The organism is Streptomyces sp. FIT100, from assembly GCF_024584805.1.
GTDB lineage: Bacteria > Actinomycetota > Actinomycetes > Streptomycetales > Streptomycetaceae > Streptomyces.
Genome location: NZ_CP075715.1, coordinates 5,732,646 through 5,749,163 on the forward strand (window position 1 = coordinate 5,732,646; position 16,518 = coordinate 5,749,163).

General features: G+C 70.1%; 16 protein-coding genes. 12 read left to right on the top strand and 4 right to left on the bottom strand.

The window, feature by feature from the left end; all coding sequences use genetic code 11:
• The first annotated feature begins 38 nt into the window (after nt 1-38).
• From rsmD to mutM, 7 genes are all read left to right on the top strand, one after another.
• Complete coding sequence (gene rsmD, locus KK483_RS25860) at nt 39-623, top strand: 16S rRNA (guanine(966)-N(2))-methyltransferase RsmD (RefSeq protein ID WP_262007613.1); 585 nt, start codon at nt 39-41, stop codon at nt 621-623.
• Nucleotides 620-1,129: a pantetheine-phosphate adenylyltransferase gene (coaD, locus tag KK483_RS25865; protein ID WP_262007614.1), complete on the top strand. Its 510-nt coding sequence runs from the start codon at nt 620-622 to the stop codon at nt 1,127-1,129. The genes rsmD and coaD overlap by 4 nt, the downstream gene beginning before the upstream one ends.
• A gap of 142 nt (nt 1,130-1,271) precedes the next feature.
• Complete coding sequence (locus tag KK483_RS25870; protein WP_262009695.1) at nt 1,272-2,324, top strand: cell division initiation protein; 1,053 nt, start codon at nt 1,272-1,274, stop codon at nt 2,322-2,324.
• A gap of 107 nt (nt 2,325-2,431) precedes the next feature.
• Nucleotides 2,432-3,103, top strand: coding sequence for a YceD family protein (locus KK483_RS25875; RefSeq protein WP_399016173.1), 672 nt, complete (start codon nt 2,432-2,434; stop codon nt 3,101-3,103).
• A gap of 2 nt (nt 3,104-3,105) precedes the next feature.
• Nucleotides 3,106-3,279, top strand: a complete 174-nt coding sequence (gene rpmF, locus KK483_RS25880) for a 50S ribosomal protein L32 (RefSeq protein ID WP_026165248.1) — start codon at nt 3,106-3,108, stop codon at nt 3,277-3,279.
• Nucleotides 3,280-3,298: 19 nt separating this feature from the next.
• Nucleotides 3,299-4,147: a ribonuclease III gene (gene rnc, locus KK483_RS25885; protein ID WP_262007615.1), complete on the top strand. Its 849-nt coding sequence runs from the start codon at nt 3,299-3,301 to the stop codon at nt 4,145-4,147.
• Between the two features lie 139 nt (nt 4,148-4,286).
• Nucleotides 4,287-5,150, top strand: coding sequence for a bifunctional DNA-formamidopyrimidine glycosylase/DNA-(apurinic or apyrimidinic site) lyase (mutM, locus tag KK483_RS25890; RefSeq protein WP_262007616.1), 864 nt, complete (start codon nt 4,287-4,289; stop codon nt 5,148-5,150).
• 117 nt (nt 5,151-5,267) lie between these two features.
• Here mutM and KK483_RS25895 read toward each other — a convergent pair whose 3' ends face one another.
• Nucleotides 5,268-5,708, bottom strand: a complete 441-nt coding sequence (locus KK483_RS25895; protein ID WP_262007617.1) for a VOC family protein — start codon at nt 5,706-5,708, stop codon at nt 5,268-5,270.
• Between the two features lie 378 nt (nt 5,709-6,086).
• Here KK483_RS25895 and KK483_RS25900 point away from each other — a divergent pair, with 378 nt between their 5' ends.
• The gene (locus KK483_RS25900; protein ID WP_262007618.1) at nt 6,087-6,503 is read left to right on the top strand and encodes a hypothetical protein; all 417 of its coding nucleotides are present in this window, start codon (nt 6,087-6,089) and stop codon (nt 6,501-6,503) included.
• Nucleotides 6,504-6,526: 23 nt separating this feature from the next.
• Here KK483_RS25900 and KK483_RS25905 read toward each other — a convergent pair whose 3' ends face one another.
• Nucleotides 6,527-7,387, bottom strand: a complete 861-nt coding sequence (locus KK483_RS25905) for a CAP domain-containing protein (RefSeq protein WP_262007619.1) — start codon at nt 7,385-7,387, stop codon at nt 6,527-6,529.
• Between the two features lie 143 nt (nt 7,388-7,530).
• Here KK483_RS25905 and KK483_RS25910 point away from each other — a divergent pair, with 143 nt between their 5' ends.
• The 4 genes from KK483_RS25910 (at nt 7,531) to KK483_RS25925 (ending at nt 13,884) form a co-directional block, all read left to right on the top strand.
• Complete coding sequence (locus KK483_RS25910; protein ID WP_262007620.1) at nt 7,531-7,812, top strand: acylphosphatase; 282 nt, start codon at nt 7,531-7,533, stop codon at nt 7,810-7,812.
• A gap of 393 nt (nt 7,813-8,205) precedes the next feature.
• Entirely contained in the window at nt 8,206-8,424 is a 219-nt protein-coding gene (locus KK483_RS25915) for a hypothetical protein (protein ID WP_093653542.1), read from the top strand.
• A 218-nt stretch (nt 8,425-8,642) separates the two neighbouring features.
• Nucleotides 8,643-12,233 carry a chromosome segregation protein SMC gene (smc, locus tag KK483_RS25920; protein ID WP_262007621.1) on the top strand — a complete coding sequence of 1,197 codons (3,591 nt, stop codon included), beginning with the start codon at nt 8,643-8,645 and terminating at the stop codon, nt 12,231-12,233.
• Between the two features lie 226 nt (nt 12,234-12,459).
• A complete protein-coding gene (locus KK483_RS25925; protein ID WP_262007622.1) occupies nt 12,460-13,884 on the top strand; it encodes a sugar porter family MFS transporter in 1,425 nt (474 codons plus the stop codon).
• Nucleotides 13,885-13,948: 64 nt separating this feature from the next.
• Here KK483_RS25925 and KK483_RS25930 read toward each other — a convergent pair whose 3' ends face one another.
• Nucleotides 13,949-14,920 carry an LLM class flavin-dependent oxidoreductase gene (locus KK483_RS25930; protein ID WP_262007623.1) on the bottom strand — a complete coding sequence of 324 codons (972 nt, stop codon included), beginning with the start codon at nt 14,918-14,920 and terminating at the stop codon, nt 13,949-13,951.
• 62 nt (nt 14,921-14,982) lie between these two features.
• Nucleotides 14,983-16,431: a cytosine permease gene (locus KK483_RS25935; RefSeq protein ID WP_262007624.1), complete on the bottom strand. Its 1,449-nt coding sequence runs from the start codon at nt 16,429-16,431 to the stop codon at nt 14,983-14,985.
• Nucleotides 16,432-16,518 lie beyond the last annotated feature (87 nt).

Here is a 16,518-nt window from a genome sequence, read left to right on the forward strand (position 1 = left end):
CGCAGTGCATGTCTCCGTGAAGGACTCGAAGGACTCAGATGACCCGCGTGATCGCCGGTGCGGCCGGCGGACGTCGCCTGGCCGTGCCGCCGGGCAACGGCACCCGCCCCACCTCCGACCGGGCACGCGAGGGCCTCTTCTCCACCTGGGAATCCCTGCTGGGCACGTTCCAGGGCCTCCGCGTCGCCGATCTGTACGCGGGTTCGGGCGCCGTCGGACTGGAGGCGCTGTCACGCGGCGCGTCCCACGCGCTGCTCGTCGAGGCCGACAACCGGGCCGCCCGCACGGTCCGCGAGAACGTACGGACGCTGGCCCTGCCCGGCGCGGAGGTCCGCACCGGCCGTGCCGAGCAGATCGTCCAGGGCCCGCCGCCCGCGGAGCCGTACGACATCGTGTTCCTGGACCCGCCGTACGCGGTCACGGACGACGATCTTCGGGAGATTCTCCTCACACTCCGCACGCGGGGCTGGCTCGCCGAGGGCGCTCTCGTCACCGTGGAGCGCAGCACCAGAGGCGGGGAGTTCGGCTGGCCCGACGGGGTCGAGCCACTGCGGGCCCGTCGCTACGGCGAGGGCACGCTTTGGTACGGTCGCGCCGCCTCTACGTGCGAAGACGCACCATGACCGGACCGGAGAGCGAGGGACTTCAGTTGCGCCGCGCCGTCTGTCCGGGGTCGTTCGACCCCATCACCAATGGACATCTCGACATCATCGCCCGCGCCTCCAAGCTGTACGACGTCGTGCACGTCGTGGTGATGATCAACCAGGCCAAGCAGGGTCTGTTCACCGTCGAAGAGCGGATCGAGCTGATCCGCGAGGTCACCGCCGAGTACGGGAACGTCGAGGTGGAGGCGTATCACGGGCTGCTCGTCGACTACTGCAAGGCGCGGGACATCCCCGCCATCGTCAAGGGCCTGCGCGCCGTGAGCGACTTCGACTACGAGCTCCAGATGGCCCAGATGAACAACGGCCTGTCGGGCGTCGAGACGCTGTTCGTGCCCACCAGCCCGACCTACAGCTTCCTGTCGTCCTCCCTGGTCAAGGAGGTCGCGGCCTGGGGCGGCGACGTCTCGCACCTGGTGCCCCCGGCGGTGCTCGCGGCGCTGACGGAGCGCCTCCCCAAGAAGTGACGCCGCGGGCCGTTGCCGGCGTCCCGGTGCTGACTGGCCGTCACCCGGTGTCGGACGGCCGCCGACTGGCCGTACAGTCGTCCCGTCCGTCTCCATATCGGCCGTAGTGGCTGAAGTGACTGTAGAGAGTGGCGAGCACACGGTGGACGTGCAGAAGAAGCTCGACGAGATCGTCGACGCGGTCGGGAACGCCCGGTCCATGCCCATGTCGGCCTCCTGCGTGGTCAACCGCGCCGAGCTGCTCGCGATGCTCGAAGAGGTGCGGCAGGCTCTGCCCGGCTCGCTCGCCCAGGCGCAGGAGCTGATCGGCGGCCGGGAGCAGCTGGTCGAGCAGGCCCGCCAGGAGGCCGAGCGGATCATCGAGGCCGCCCACTCCGAGCGCGGTTCGCTGGTCTCCGGCACCCAGATCGCGCTGCAGTCCCAGGAGGAGGCCGACCGCATCCTCGCCGAGGCCCGCCGGGAGGCCGAGGAGATCCGCGCCGAGGCCGACGACTACGTCGACTCCAAGCTCGCCAACTTCGAGGTCGTCCTCAACAAGACCATCGGCTCGGTCGACCGCGGCCGCGAGAAGCTCCTCGGCCGCGGCCCGGGACTCGACGAGCAGGGATACATCGACCCTGCCGAGGATGACGCGCCCGAGTACAGCGCGGACCCGGACACCCTGATCCGGCGTGCGGACGACTACGTCGACGCCAAGCTGGGCGCCTTCGAGGCGGTGCTCACCAAGACACTGGAGGCCGTCGGGCGCGGCCGGCAGAAGCTGCACGGCCGCACCGTCACGGACGACCTCGGGGCGCACATGGCCGCCCAGGACGCGGCCGGTACGCAGCACACGAGCGACGCCGACTATCTGGCGGGGCTCGCGGAGCTGGCGGACCGGGAGCCGCAGCAGGCGCCGCAGACCCCCCAGGCGCCGCAGGTCCAGCAGCCGGTGCCGGCGCAGGCGGACCCGTACGGGTACCAGCCCCAGGTCCAGCCGCAGGAGGTCTACGCGTACCAGCACCAGGACCCGTACGCCTACCAGCAGCAGGCGTACGCGTACCAGCATCCGCAGCAGGACCCGTACGCCTACCAGCAGCCGCAGGCCCAGGCCCAGCAGCAGCACCAGCAGCAGCCCCAGCTCGACGAGACCAGCTTCTTCGACACGAGCATGATCGACATGGAGCAGCTGCGCCGCTACGAGCAGGGACGCTGATCCGGCACGGACCGGATTGGGCCAATAGCGAACGGTCCAGTATCCTGGCTCTTCGGTCGCGCGTGCGTGGAGCTGATGCCTGCGCTGACATCGCGGCCTCCCACACGATTCCGAAAGCAGGAAGAGCCCTGAACGCCCGCCTCGACCACCGCAACCCCCTCGTGTTCGACACGCACGAGCTGGGTCGGCGGCCCGGTGCGCTCCAGCGGCTCTCCCGCTCGGTCCCGGGCCCCAAGGATCTCGGGATCGAAGGAGTCATCGGAGTGCCCGAGGGTGCGCCGGTGGAGCTTGAGCTCCGTCTTGAGTCGGTCATGGAAGGGGTGCTCGTCACAGGCACCGCCCGTGCCACTGCCGAGGGGGAGTGCGTAAGGTGTCTGGAGCCGCTGCGCCAGCAGGTCGCGGCGGACTTCCAGGAGATGTTCTCGTACCCCGACGCCGACGACCGGGGCCGCCCGAAGACGGCCTCGTCCGACAAGGACACGGTCGACGACGAGGACGACGAGGGCAGGCTCTTTATCGAGGACGGACTCTTCGACCTCGAGCCCGTGCTGCGTGATGCGGTGGTGCTCGCACTGCCGATGCAGCCGGTGTGCCGGGAGGACTGTGCGGGTCTGTGTTCCGACTGTGGGACCAGCCTGAACGAGAACCCGGACCACCACCATGACGCCGTCGACATCCGTTGGGCGGCACTGCAGGGACTCACCGATTCACTCGGAACCGGTGAGAAGGACAACATGAGCGGCGCCGAAGCGGGCGTCGACGAGAAGCAGGAGAAGTAGCCGTGGCTGTTCCGAAGCGGAAGATGTCGCGCAGCAACACGCGCCACCGCCGGTCGCAGTGGAAGGCTGCGGTCCCCACCCTGGTTTCGTGTGAGCGTTGCCAGGAGCCGAAGCAGCAGCACATCGCGTGCCCGAGCTGCGGCACCTACAACAAGCGCCAGGTCCTCGAGGTCTGAGCGGCTGGTGAGAGGCTCCATGTCTGACGCCGGCAACAGCGACAAGCAGGCAGAGACCGCAAGCGCAGCCTCGTCCCACACGCTTCTGGAAGGGCGGCTCGGGTATCAGCTCGAGTCCGCCCTTCTGGTGCGTGCGCTGACCCACCGTTCGTACGCGTACGAGAACGGCGGCCTGCCCACCAACGAGCGGCTGGAGTTCCTCGGGGACTCCGTGCTCGGACTGGTGGTCACGGACACGCTCTACCGAACCCACCCCGACCTGCCCGAGGGCCAGCTGGCCAAGCTGCGGGCCGCGGTGGTCAACTCGCGTGCGCTGGCGGAGGTCGGGCGCGGCCTCGACCTGGGCTCCTTCATCCGGCTCGGCCGCGGTGAAGAGGGCACGGGCGGCCGGGACAAGGCGTCCATCCTCGCCGACACCCTCGAAGCGGTGATCGGCGCGGTCTATCTCGACCAGGGCCTCGACGCGGCGTCCGAGCTGGTGCACCGGCTCTTCGACCCGCTGATCGAGAAGTCCTCGAACCTCGGTGCCGGCCTGGACTGGAAGACCAGCCTCCAGGAGCTCACCGCGGCCGAGGGGCTCGGTGTCCCCGAGTACCTGGTCACCGAGACCGGACCGGACCACGAGAAGACCTTCACTGCTGCCGCCCGCGTCGGTGGTGTCTCGTACGGCACCGGCACCGGCCGCAGCAAGAAGGAAGCGGAACAGCAGGCGGCGGAGTCCGCGTGGCGCGCGATCCGCGCCGCCGCGGACGAGCGAGCGGAGGCGGCGAAGTCCGCGGCCTCCGAGGCTTCCGCCGTCTCCGAGGCTGAAGGGGCCGAAGGGGCCGAAGGTGTCGCCGACACCCCTTCACCCCAGACGACCCCCTGACCGTCCCGCTTCCGGCCCCCGCCACGCCTCGCGCGGCGGGGGCTTTCCGCTGCCGCCGGGGACAAGGCCCGCCGCGGGCGCGGTCCCCCGTGGGAGGTACGCTGCGGGCGTCGTCCCGTACGCCTTCCGGAGGAGCCCCGTGCCCGAGTTGCCCGAGGTCGAAGTCGTCCGGCGCGGGCTCGAGACCTGGGTCACCGGCCGAGTCGTCGCCGACGTGGCCGTCCTCCACCCCCGCGCCGTGCGGCGCCACATCGGTGGCGGCGAGGATTTCGCCGCGCGCCTCAAGGGCCACCGGCTCGCCGCCGCCGGACGCCGGGGCAAGTACCTCTGGGTGCCGCTCGCGGACGGCGACGCCGCGATCCTCGGCCACCTCGGCATGAGCGGGCAGCTGCTCGTCCAGCCGGAAGCCGCCGCGGACGAGAAGCACCTGAGGATCCGGATCCGCTTCGAGGACGACCTCGGCACCGAGCTCCGCTTCGTCGACCAGCGCACCTTCGGCGGTCTCTCGCTGCACGACACCACCCCCGACGGCCTCCCCGACGCCATCGCGCACATCGCGCGGGACCCGCTCGATCCAAAGTTCGACGACGCGGCGTTCGCCACCGCCCTGCGGCTGCGCCGTACGACCGTCAAGCGCGCCCTGCTCGACCAGTCACTGATCAGCGGCGTCGGGAACATCTACGCCGACGAGGCCCTGTGGCGCGCCAGGCTGCACTACGACCGGCCGACCACCGGACTGACCCGGCCCCGGGCCGCCGAGCTGCTCGGACACGTGCGGGACGTGATGAACTCCGCCCTGGCCGCCGGCGGCACCAGCTTCGACAGCCTCTACGTGAACGTGAACGGCGAGTCCGGGTACTTCGACCGTTCCCTGGACGCCTACGGCCGCGAGGGCGAGCCCTGCCGCCGCTGCGGCACCGCGATGCGCCGCCGCCCCTGGATGAACCGGTCCAGCTACTTCTGCCCGCGCTGCCAGCGCCCGGCGAGGCCGAAGGCCCTGTAGGGCCGGGGTTGCGCAAGCCTCAGGCCCTGCGAGCCCTCAGGCCCTGCGAGCCCTCAGGTCCTGGGGCTCAGACGTTGCGCGGGGTTCCGTCCTTGGTGACGTAGGCCAGGCGGGTCCTCAGCGCAGTTGCTCGGCCAGTCCGACGATGATGCCCTCCGGGCCGCGGATGTAGCAGAGCAGATAGCTGTCCTCGAACCGGGCGATCTCGCCGACGAGTTCGGCGCCGTGAGGGCGCAGGCGGGCAACGGTGTCCTCGATGTCGTCGACGGCGAACATGACGCGGTGCGTGCCCAGAATGTTGTGCGGCCGGTTGCGCGGCCCGACGCTGATCACCGCGGGGCTCCGGTACTTCGCCAGCTCGAGCCGGCTGTGACCGTCCGGGGTCCGGACCATCGCGATGTCACAGCGGACGCCGTCGAGTCCGGTGCACTGGTCGGCGAAAAGGCCCTCGACCTCTGCCCTGCCCTCCAGCTCCATACCGAGTTCCACGAAGAACGCGATGGCGGCATCCATGTCCTCGACGACGATGCCGACGTTGTCCATCCGCTGAATCGCCATGCTGGATTCCCCTTCCTCCTCGTCCGGCCGGTGGTGGCCGCTGATGTCCCTGGGACGGAGCCGGTGCCACGTTCTCGACGTGCGCAGACCGCCGAACTCCGAAAATCTGAAACCCCTTGGGCCCCTCGATGCGAACTACGGGCGGGCCGGCCGCTGCGGTCTGCTGGGCTGCCTGTGCGGCTCCGCACGGGCGCTGTGTCGGTCGCCTGCGGTCACCATGACTGCTGTACTCCGCTGCTGTACTCCGCTGCTGTACTGCACAGCTGTACTGCACAGCTGTACTGCACAGCGCTGACCACCGCTTGTGGAGTGCGCTCCGAAAGCCGTCCGGCACCGTGAGGCCGGGCGCGGAAGGGGCACGCCTGCGAGGATGCTGAGATGGTGCAGTCACACGCAGCGTGGGAGAAGCGCGTACGGGTCCTGGTCGAGTCCCTCGTGGCCTCTGACTCAGACCTCGGGCGTTGGGACGTGCTCGACTTCCTCACGGCCGGTGAGCACGGCCTCGCCATCGAGACGCTCGCCGACTGGATCGGGGATCTCGAAGACCCCGCGCTCGTTTCGCCCGGCGACCGCGCGCGAGTGCTCGACCTGGTCTCCGACTTTCCGGAGGAGACACGGACTCGCGTGAGGCGGGCTCTCACTGACGCTGCCGAGTCGCGGCTGAGCACACACTTGATGCCGTCGAGCGAGACGCGTACGCAGACGCGTACGCAGACGCGTACGCGGGCCCCTGTGGATGCAGTCCGGGCCGCCCCGGTCGCCGACAACGGCGCCGAGACGGCCCAGGAAAGCTGACGCGTCGCTGACCCGCGGAAATCTCAGAAGCCGAAGTCCTGGGTCCACCAGGGACCGCCGTCCGCGAAGTACACGCCCACACCGAGCGTCCGGTACTCGCAGTTGACGATGTTCGCACGGTGGCCGTCGCTGTTCATCCAGGACCGCATCACCGTCTCGGCGTCGGCCTGGCCACGGGCGATGTTCTCGCCGCCGAGAGCGCCGACACCGGCCTGGGCCGCCCGCTCCCAGGGGTCGTCGCCGTCCGGGTCGGTGTGGTCGAAGAAGCCGCGCGCCGCCATGTCCGCGCTGAACCCGCCGGCGAGCGCCGCCAGCGAGGAGTCGGCACGCACCGGGCTGCAGCCCACCTTGGCGCGCTCCTCGTTCACCATCCGCAGGACCTCCGCCTCCATCGCGGCCGAGGTGGTCGGCGCCTTGGGACGGATCGGTTCGACGGGCTTGACGGGAGCGGGCGGGGCCTTGCGCTCAGGAGCCCTGGTGGCGGTCTTCGACGGCTTGGCCGGCGCCGCCGGAGCCTTCTGCACCGGCGTCGTCTTCACGGGAGCCGCCGGCTTCTTCGCCTCGGGCGCCTTCGTGGGCTGCTTCGACGGCGACGCGGACGGCTTGGTCCCCGTCGTCGCGGACGTGCCCCTCGTCGGGGTCACCGCCGCGGACGGGCGGTCCGAGGGGGTGGCGGAGGCGCCGCCTTGCGCGTCCAGCCGGCCGGAGGCCGACTCACGCACCTGCTGGGCGCTGTTGCTGCTCCCGCCCACGATGAGCTTCTCGCCGCCCGGCACCAGACCGGAAGCCACGGCAACGGCGCCCACCGCCACGGCGGCGGAGACCCCGAGCAGCCCGGTGCGTACGGGCACGGAGACCCGCTTCTTCAGGCGGTGGCGTCCCATCCGCTCGCCCTCTCTCGACTCGACAGCACACGACACTCATCCGAATGAGTGAAGTTCATTGCGTCGGGACTGTACGCGAAGACGGAAGAGCATGAAGCGGTCCCGCGGCAATTGCTCAATTGGCTGCCGTGTATTTTTCGCGCATGAACGAACACGCACGGCTCACCGCGTGGGTACGCGGCCGAGTACAGGGAGTGGGCTTTCGCTGGTTCACCAGGGCAAACGCTTTGGAGATCGGCAGTCTGTACGGTTTCGCCCTCAATCTCGACGACGGCCGGGTGCAGGTTGTGGCGGAAGGGCCACGTGAGAATTGCCACCGTCTGCTGGCGTGGCTCCGCTCGTCCGACACGCCCGGGAGAGTGGACGGTGTCACCGAGATCTGGGGTGATCCGCGCGGCGGTTACGCGGGCTTTGCGATCCGCTGAACGAGGTCCTCGCCGGGCACCGCCCCGTGGCCACGCGATGTGTTCAGATGACTGCCGATTGCACGCGCGTTCGATGAAAACGGCCTGGTGGTTGCCAATAAGGGGCCTGCCGTGCCAGGCTGCGGCAGTAGCGATGATCTCCACGCCCCCAGGGCCCCGAAGGAGAGCCGCTGCCGTGGTTTCGACGGTGGTGTGCCCCCGGGTCGTCCGTTGATGCGGGGCGTGATCGTGTTGACCGTCAAACTTTTTGGTGAGACGCTGGAAGCCCCGCGCACCTTAGCTGTTTGGCAGTACGAACCGCAGTCTTGACAAGCGCTGCCGAGCACCGCGGGTGCGAATCCCTCACGACCCACACCGCATCGGTCGGTCACTCAGTGTGGAGGACCATCCATCATGGCAAAGGCGCTTCTCGGTTACGTCGGCGGTTCCGACCCGCGACTTCTCGCCGAGATGCGACGGCTTCAGCAGCGCGTCCAGGACCTGGAGTCCGAGCTCGTACGGATCCAGTCCGAGAACGACGCGCTGAGCGCTGCCGCCGCACAGCACCATGGCGAGTCGCTGCTCGAAGGCATCGACATCGACGTACCCAAGGGCGAGCCGGCACTCACCTGATGCAGTACCCCTGGGGAACCACACCCAGTGGGATCAGGTGAGAAACACTCTCGCAAGGCACGTATGCAAGGGACGCTTCGGCGTCCCTTCTTTTTTGTCCCCCTCCTCGATTCCCCCTTTGTCCCCCCGCTGTTGGGCTGCGTTCACCGTGCTTTACCGTCTGATCTGCCCTGCACCCTCATAGGTGAAACCGAGACCGGAAGGTAGAGTCCTCGGGCGTGCATCTCAAGGCCCTGACCCTGCGTGGGTTCAAATCCTTCGCGTCCGCCACGACGCTGCGTTTCGAGCCGGGCATCACGTGTGTCGTGGGGCCGAACGGCTCGGGCAAGTCCAATGTGGTGGACGCGCTGTCCTGGGTCATGGGTGAGCAGGGCGCGAAATCACTGCGCGGCGGCAAGATGGAGGACGTCATCTTCGCCGGCACGACCGGGCGCCCGCCTCTCGGGCGCGCCGAGGTGTCGCTGACGATCGACAACTCCGACGGGGCGCTGCCGATCGAGTACGCCGAGGTCACGATCACGCGGATCATGTTCCGCAACGGCGGCAGCGAATACCAGATCAACGGCGACACCTGCCGGCTGCTGGATATTCAGGAACTGCTCTCCGACTCCGGAATCGGACGCGAGATGCACGTCATCGTCGGGCAGGGGCAGCTCGACTCCGTACTGCACGCGGATCCCATGGGCCGCAGGGCATTCATCGAAGAGGCCGCCGGAGTCCTCAAGCACCGCAAGCGCAAGGAGAAGGCGCTGCGGAAGCTGGACGCGATGCAGGCGAACCTCGCGCGCGTCCAGGACCTGACCGACGAGCTGCGGCGGCAGTTGAAGCCGCTCGGGCGGCAGGCCGCGGTGGCACGCCGGGCGGCGGTCATCCAGGCCGATCTGCGCGATGCCCGGCTGCGCCTGCTCGCCGACGATCTCGTGCGGATGCGGGAGGCACTGAAGTCCGAGATCGCCGACGAGGCTGCGCTGAAGCAGCGCAAGGACACCGCGGAGACGGAGCTCAAGGCGGCGCAGGCACGGGAGGCGGCGCTGGAGGACGAGGTGCGGCGGCTGGCGCCGCGGCTCCAGCGGGCGCAGCAGACCTGGTACGAGCTGTCGCAGCTGGCCGAGCGGGTGCGGGGCACGGTGTCGCTGGCCGACGCACGGGTGAAGAGCGCGACCTCCGCGCCCACCGAGGAGCGGCGCGGCCGCGACCCCGAGGACATGGAGCGCGAGGCCGCCCGGATCCGGGAGCAGGAAGCGGAGCTGGAGGCCGCGCTGGAGGCGGCGGAGCGGGCGCTGGACGACACCGTCGCGCACCGCGCCGAACTGGAGCGCGAGCTGACGGCCGAGGAGCGTCGGCTCAAGGACGTGGCCAGGGCCATCGCCGACCGGCGCGAAGGGCTCGCCCGGCTGAACGGGCAGGCCAACGCCGCCCGTTCGCGAGCGGCATCGGCCCAGGCGGAGATCGGCCGGCTGGCCGCGGCCCGCGACGAGGCCAAGGAGCGGGCGAGTGCGGCACAGGAGGAATACGAGCAGCTGAAGGCCGAGGTCGACGGCCTCGACGCGGACGACTCGACGCTCGCGGAGCAGCACGACGCGGCCAAGCGCGAAAGGGCGGAGGCCGAGGCGGCGTTGTCAGCGGCGCGCGAGGCCGCCACGACCGCCGAGCGCAAGCGCGCCGCCCTCGCCGCCCGACACGAGGCGCTCGCCCAGGGTCTGCGCCGCAAGGACGGCACGGGCGCGCTGCTCTCGGCCCGGGACGCCCTCACCGGCCTGCTCGGCCCCGCCGCCGAACTCCTCACGGTCACCCCCGGCTACGAGATCCCCGTCGCCGCCGCACTCGGCGCGGCCGCCGACGCGATCGCGGTACGCGACCCTTCCACCGCCGCGGAGGCGATCCGCCTCCTCCGTAAACAGGACGCGGGCCGCGCGTCGCTGCTGCTCTCCGTCCCCGCACAGGGCGGATCCCACCCCGCGCCCCGGCAGGACGCCGCGCCGGGCACCGCCGACGGGGGGAGCGGCGCAGTGCCGCGCGTCGCCGACCTGGTGCGGGGGCCCGTGGAGCTGATGCCCGCCGTGGAGCGGCTCGTGCGGGACATGGTGGTCGTCGGAACGCTGGAGGACGCCGAGGATCTCGTGCAGGCAAGGCCCGCGCTGACCGCCGTCACCGCGGAGGGGGATGTGCTCGGGGCACACTTCGCGCACGGCGGGTCCGCCGGCGCGCCGAGTCTCCTGGAGGTGCAGGCGTCGGTCGACGAGGCCGCCGCCCAGCTGGAGGAGCTCGCCGTACGGTGCGAGGAGCTCGCCGGGGAGCAGCACGAGGCCGCCGAGCGGCGCGCCGCGCGCGCCGCGGCGGTCGAGGAGCTGGGCGAGCGGCGGCGCGCGGCCGAGAAGGAGAAGGCGGGGTTCGCCCAGCAGCTGGGGCGGCTCGCCGGGCAGGCGCGCGGCGCCGCCGGTGAGGCCGAGCGGACCGCCGCCGCCGCGGCGCGGGCCCAGGAGGCGCTGGAGAAGGCGCTGTTCGAGGCCGAGGAGCTTGCCGAGCGGCTCGCCGTCGCCGAGGAGACACCCGTCGAGGAGGAGCCGGACACGTCCGTGCGGGACCGGCTCGCGGCCGACGGTGCCAACGCCCGCCAGACCGAGATGGAGGCCCGGCTCCAGGTCCGTACCCACGAGGAGCGGGTCAAGGGGCTCGCGGGCCGCGCCGACGCGCTCGACCGCGGGGCGCGCGCCGAGCGCGAGGCGCGGGCGCGGGCCGAGCAGCGCCGTGCCCGGCTACGCCACGAGGCGGCGGTGGCCGAGGCCGTGGCCGGCGGAGCCCGTCAGCTCCTCGCGCACGTCGAAGTCTCCGTCGTACGGGCTGAAAGGGAGCGGGCGGCCGCGGAAGCCGCCAAGTCGGCCCGCGAGCAGGAGTTGTCCGCGGCCCGCAACGAGGGCCGGGAGCTCAAGAGCGAGCTCGACAAGCTCACCGACTCCGTCCACCGCGGCGAGGTGCTCGGGGCCGAGAAGCGCCTGCGGATCGAGCAGCTGGAGACCAGGGCCCTGGAGGAGCTCGGGGTCGAGCCCGCGGGTCTGGTCGCCGACTACGGACCCGGTGAGCTCGTACCGCCCTCCCTGCCCGCCGAGGGCGAGGAGCTGCCGGAGGACCCCGAGCACCCGCGCAACCAGCCGCGGCCGTTCGTCCGCGCGGAGCAGGAGAAGCGGCTCAAGTCCGCCGAACGGGCGTACCAGCAGCTCGGAAAGGTGAATCCGCTCGCCCTGGAGGAGTTCGCGGCGCTGGAGGAACGCCACAAGTTCCTCTCCGAGCAGCTCGAAGACCTGAAGAAGACCCGCGCCGATCTCCTCCAGGTGGTGAAGGAGGTCGACGAGCGCGTCGAGCAGGTGTTCACGGAGGCGTACCGGGACACCGCTCGTGAGTTCGAGGGGGTCTTCTCACGGCTCTTCCCGGGAGGCGACGGGCGGCTCATCCTGACCGACCCCGACAACATGCTGACCACGGGTGTCGACGTCGAGGCCCGCCCGCCCGGCAAGAAGGTCAAGCGGCTGTCGCTGCTGTCCGGTGGCGAGCGCTCGCTGACGGCCGTGGCCATGCTGGTGTCGATCTTCAAGGCGCGGCCCAGTCCGTTCTACGTCATGGACGAGGTCGAGGCGGCGCTGGACGACACCAATCTCCAGCGGCTGATCCGGATCATGCAGGAGCTGCAGGAGAGTTCGCAGCTCATCGTCATCACGCACCAGAAGCGGACCATGGAGGTCGCGGACGCGCTGTACGGCGTGTCCATGCAGGGTGACGGCGTGTCCAAGGTCATCAGCCAGCGGCTTCGCTGACCGGTCTCGGTCACTTCACCTCCCCACAATCTTCAAAACTTGAAGTCAACCGATGGCAGGCCATCCCACGGTGGGCGTGAACCCCACTCTTGACTTCGAAACTTGAACGCATAGTCTCTGCAACGTTGCTTTTACCTTCAAGTGGTGGGCGGCGTGATCTTGTGCGCCACTTGAAGTGCTCGCCCCCCACGTCCGGCGCCGCTGCCGGGCGGCCCCAGGAGTACATGTGACCAGCACCTCGCAGGTGCAGCCTGAAGGCCGGAAGGCCAGGCCCGAGCACCTCAGCCATGTCATCTTCATCGCGGCCGCGGCCGCGATGGGAGGCTTCCTCTTCGGCTACGACAGCGCAGTGATCAACGGAGCCGTCGTGGCGATCCGGGATCGCTTCGACGTCGGTTCCGAGGCTCTGGCCCAGGTCATCGCCGCCGCGTTGATCGGCTGCGCCATCGGCGCGGCCACCGCCGGCCGGATCGCCGACCGCATCGGCCGGATCCGCGTCATGCAGATCGCCTCCGTGCTGTTCACCGCGAGCGCCCTGGGCTCGGCGCTGCCGTTCGCCCTCTGGGACCTCGCCATGTGGCGCGTCATCGGCGGCATCGCCATCGGCATGGCCTCGGTCATCGCCCCGGCCTACATCGCCGAGGTCTCCCCGTCCGCGTACCGCGGCCGCCTCGCCTCCTTCCAGCAGGCCGCCATCGTCACGGGCATCGCCATCTCCCAGCTGGTCAACTGGGGCGTGCTCAACCTCGCCAACGGTGAGCAGCGCGGCAGGATCGGCGGCCTCGAAGCCTGGCAGTGGATGCTCGGCATCATGGTGATCCCCGCCGTGCTCTACGGGCTGCTGTCCTTCGTGATCCCCGAGTCGCCCCGCTACCTGCTCTCCGTCGGGCGTCGTGACGAGGCCCGCAAGGTGCTCCGCGACGTCGAGGGCAAGGACGTGAACCTGGACACCCGGGTCGCCGAGATCGAGCACAACATGCACCACGAGCAGAAGCCCACCTTCAAGGACCTGCTCGGCGGCAAGTTCCTCTTCCTGCCGATCGTCTGGATCGGCATCGGCCTCTCGGTCTTCCAGCAGCTCGTCGGCATCAACGTGATCTTCTACTACAGCTCCTCGCTGTGGCAGTCGGTCGGCATCAACCCGGAGAGCTCGTTCTTCTACGCCTTCGAGACGTCGATCGTGAACATCATCGGTACGGTGATCGCGATGGTCCTCGTCGACCGGATCGGCCGCAAGCCGCTCGCGCTCATCGGCTCCGTCGGCATGGCGCTCTCGCTGGGCCTGGCCGCCTGGGCCTTCTCGTACAAGACCGGGGTCGGTGACGCGGTCTCGCTGCCCGGCCTCCAGGGCACCGTGGCGCTCTTCGCCGCCAACTTCTTCGTGCTCTTCTTCGCGCTCTCCTGGGGCGTCGTGGTGTGGGTGCTGCTCGGCGAGATGTTCCCCGGCAGGATCCGCGCCGCCGCGCTGGGTATCGCCGCGTCGGCCCAGTGGCTCGCCAACTGGCTGATCACCGTGACGTTCCCGTCCCTCTCGGACTGGAACCTGTCGGGCGCGTACGTCATCTACACGATCTTCGCCGTGCTCTCGATCCCGTTCATCCTCAAGTGGGTGCCGGAGACGAAGGGCAAGGCGTTGGAGGAGATGGGCTAAACCCCGCTGCCCCTCTCCTCTCGGCCGCCTCAGGCCACGGAACTGCCCCGGCTGCCCGGCTGCTTCAGCCCTTGAGCCGGGGCAGTACCTGTTCGCAGAGCAGTTGCAGACTGCGCCGGCCCTCGTCCAGCGGCATCCCGCCGCACAGCGGGTGCAGGACGAGGCTGTCGGCGCCCAGCGCCACGCACTCCTGCGGCGTCACCACCCGGTAGACCCCCTCCGCCCGCAGCTCCGCCACCGTCGTCGCGGCCGACTTCACCGCCGAACGGATGTCGCCGGACTGCCAGGAGGCGTACGTCCGCGCCTCGTGCAGGAAGTGCTCCCCGTACCGCGCCCAGGTCTCGTCCGGGTCCTCCGCGATGTGCAGCAGCGGCGTCTCGGCCGCCGGCATCATGCAGAATCCGTCCGTCCCGTACTCCTCGCGCAGCCGGTGGTAGTACGCCTCCAGCTCCGGCAGATGGGCGCTCGGGAAGAACGGCAGCCCCAGGCGGGCGGCGCGGCGGGCCGCGGGCTTCGAGGATCCGCCGACGAGCAGCATCGGGTGCGGCTGGGTGTACGGGCGCGGAGTGACCCGTACCGTACGCCCCCGGAAGGCGAACTCCTCGCCGGTCCACGCCGCCAGCAGGGTCTCCAGGAGCTCGTCCTGGAGCGCGCCGCGCCGCTTCCAGTCGACGCCGTGGGCCGCGTACTCCTCCGGCCGGTAGCCGATGCCCGCGACCGTGACCAGCCGTCCCCGGCTCAGCAGGTCGAGTACGGCGATGTCCTCGGCGAGCCGCAGCGGGTCGTGCAGCGGGCCGATGACCGCCGAGACGGTGACCGCGATCCGCCGTGTCGCGCCGAAGACCGCGCCCGCGAAGGCGAAGGGGGAGGGCAGCCAGTTGTTGGCGGCCCCGTGGTGCTCCTCGGTCTGGACGGTGTCGACGCCCTGCTCGTCCGCGTACGCCGCCATCTCGACGGCGGCCCGGTAGCGGGCCGCCAGGGTCTCGGGGGTCGCCGCGGGGTCGACGAGGTTGAACCGGACGACTGTGAAGGCCATGACGAAACGTCCCCCTCCGCCGGGTGCGAGCGTGGCGAGGGGGGACGTTAGCTGACGCAGCGTCAGATGGGAACGGTCTCGGGCTCGCGCTCTTCCACGGGCGCCGGGGTGGTGACGGAGGCGCTCTCGCGCGGCAGGAACGCGTACAGGCCCGCGGCGATCACGATCGTCGCGGCCCAGCCCAGGCCGTTCTCGCCGATCCACGACGGGGCCAGCGGGCCCGCGAACCAGTCGACCTTGGTGAAGAGCAGACCGACGACGAGCGCCGTGCCCCAGGCGGCCATCGCCTGCCAGGCGAAGCCGCCGCGGTACCAGTAGGCGCTGGTGCGGGTGGTGTCCATCAGGGCCTCGCCGTCGTACGTGCGCCGGCGCAGCATGTCGATGCCGAAGACGCCGATCCACGCCGAGAACGCCACGGCCAGCAGCGTCAGGAAGGAGATGAACGAGCCGATGAAACTGGTCGCCACCACCATCAGCAGGAAGCCGAAGACGAGCGAGATGACCGCGTTCACGCTGACCGCCCAGGCGCGCGGCACATTGATGCCCAGCGTCTGCGCGGTGAAGCCGGCCGAGTACATGGACATCGAGTTGATCAGCAGCATGCCGATGAGCGCGATCAGCAGATACGGCACCGAGATCCAGGCGGGCAGCAGCTCGCCGATGAACGACACGGGGTCCTGGGCCGAGGCCAGGTCGGGGGTGGCCACCGCCATCACCGCGCCCATCAGCACCATCGGAAGCACGACGATGCCGGCGCCGCCGACGGTCGAGCCGACCACCGCGCGGTTCGACGCGGTGCGCGGCAGATAGCGGGTGAAGTCCGGCCCCGAGGGCACCCAGCTGATCCCGCCCGCCGCGATGGTGCCGATGCCGGCGATCATCATGGCCGTGGAACCCGCCGGCTTGGCGAGGACGGCCGACCAGTCGGTGTGGGTGACGAGATAGCCGAGCACGAGCACCGAGAAGGCGCCGAAGAGATAGGTCGACCACTTGCTGCACACGCGCAGGGCGTTGATGCCGAGCCCGGAGACCAGGAACGTCGCCGCGACGAAGAGGAGCAGTGCGACGACGATCAGTGCGGTGTTCGACTCGATGCCGAAGAGCAGATCGAGCACGGTCAGCAGCGCGTAGGCGCCGGTGACGGCGTTGATCGTCTCCCAGCCCCAGCGGGCCACCCAGATCAGGGAGCCGGGGAAGAGGTTGCCGCGCTGGCCGAACACCGCGCGGGAGAGCGCCATGCCCGGGGAGCCGCCGCGCTTTCCGGCGAGGGAGATCAGTCCGACGATCCCGTACGAGATCACCGGTGCCGTGACGCCGACGACCAGGACCTGCCAGATGTTGAGGCCGTTGAAGACGATCATCCCGGCGCCCATCGTGAGCAGCAGCACACTGATGTTCGCGGCGACCCAGGTGGGGAAGAGTTCGCGGACGTGGCCGGTGCGCTCGTCATCGGGGACGGGCTCGAGGCCGCGGGTCTCTATCGCGCCTTCGGATTCGGAGGCGTGGGGCATGGAAGAGGCTCCGTACGGGTGGGGGAGAAACTCAACTATCGTACGTTCCCCCCAAAAGGAGCAAATCCCCGGCTCGAATCTTGTGTG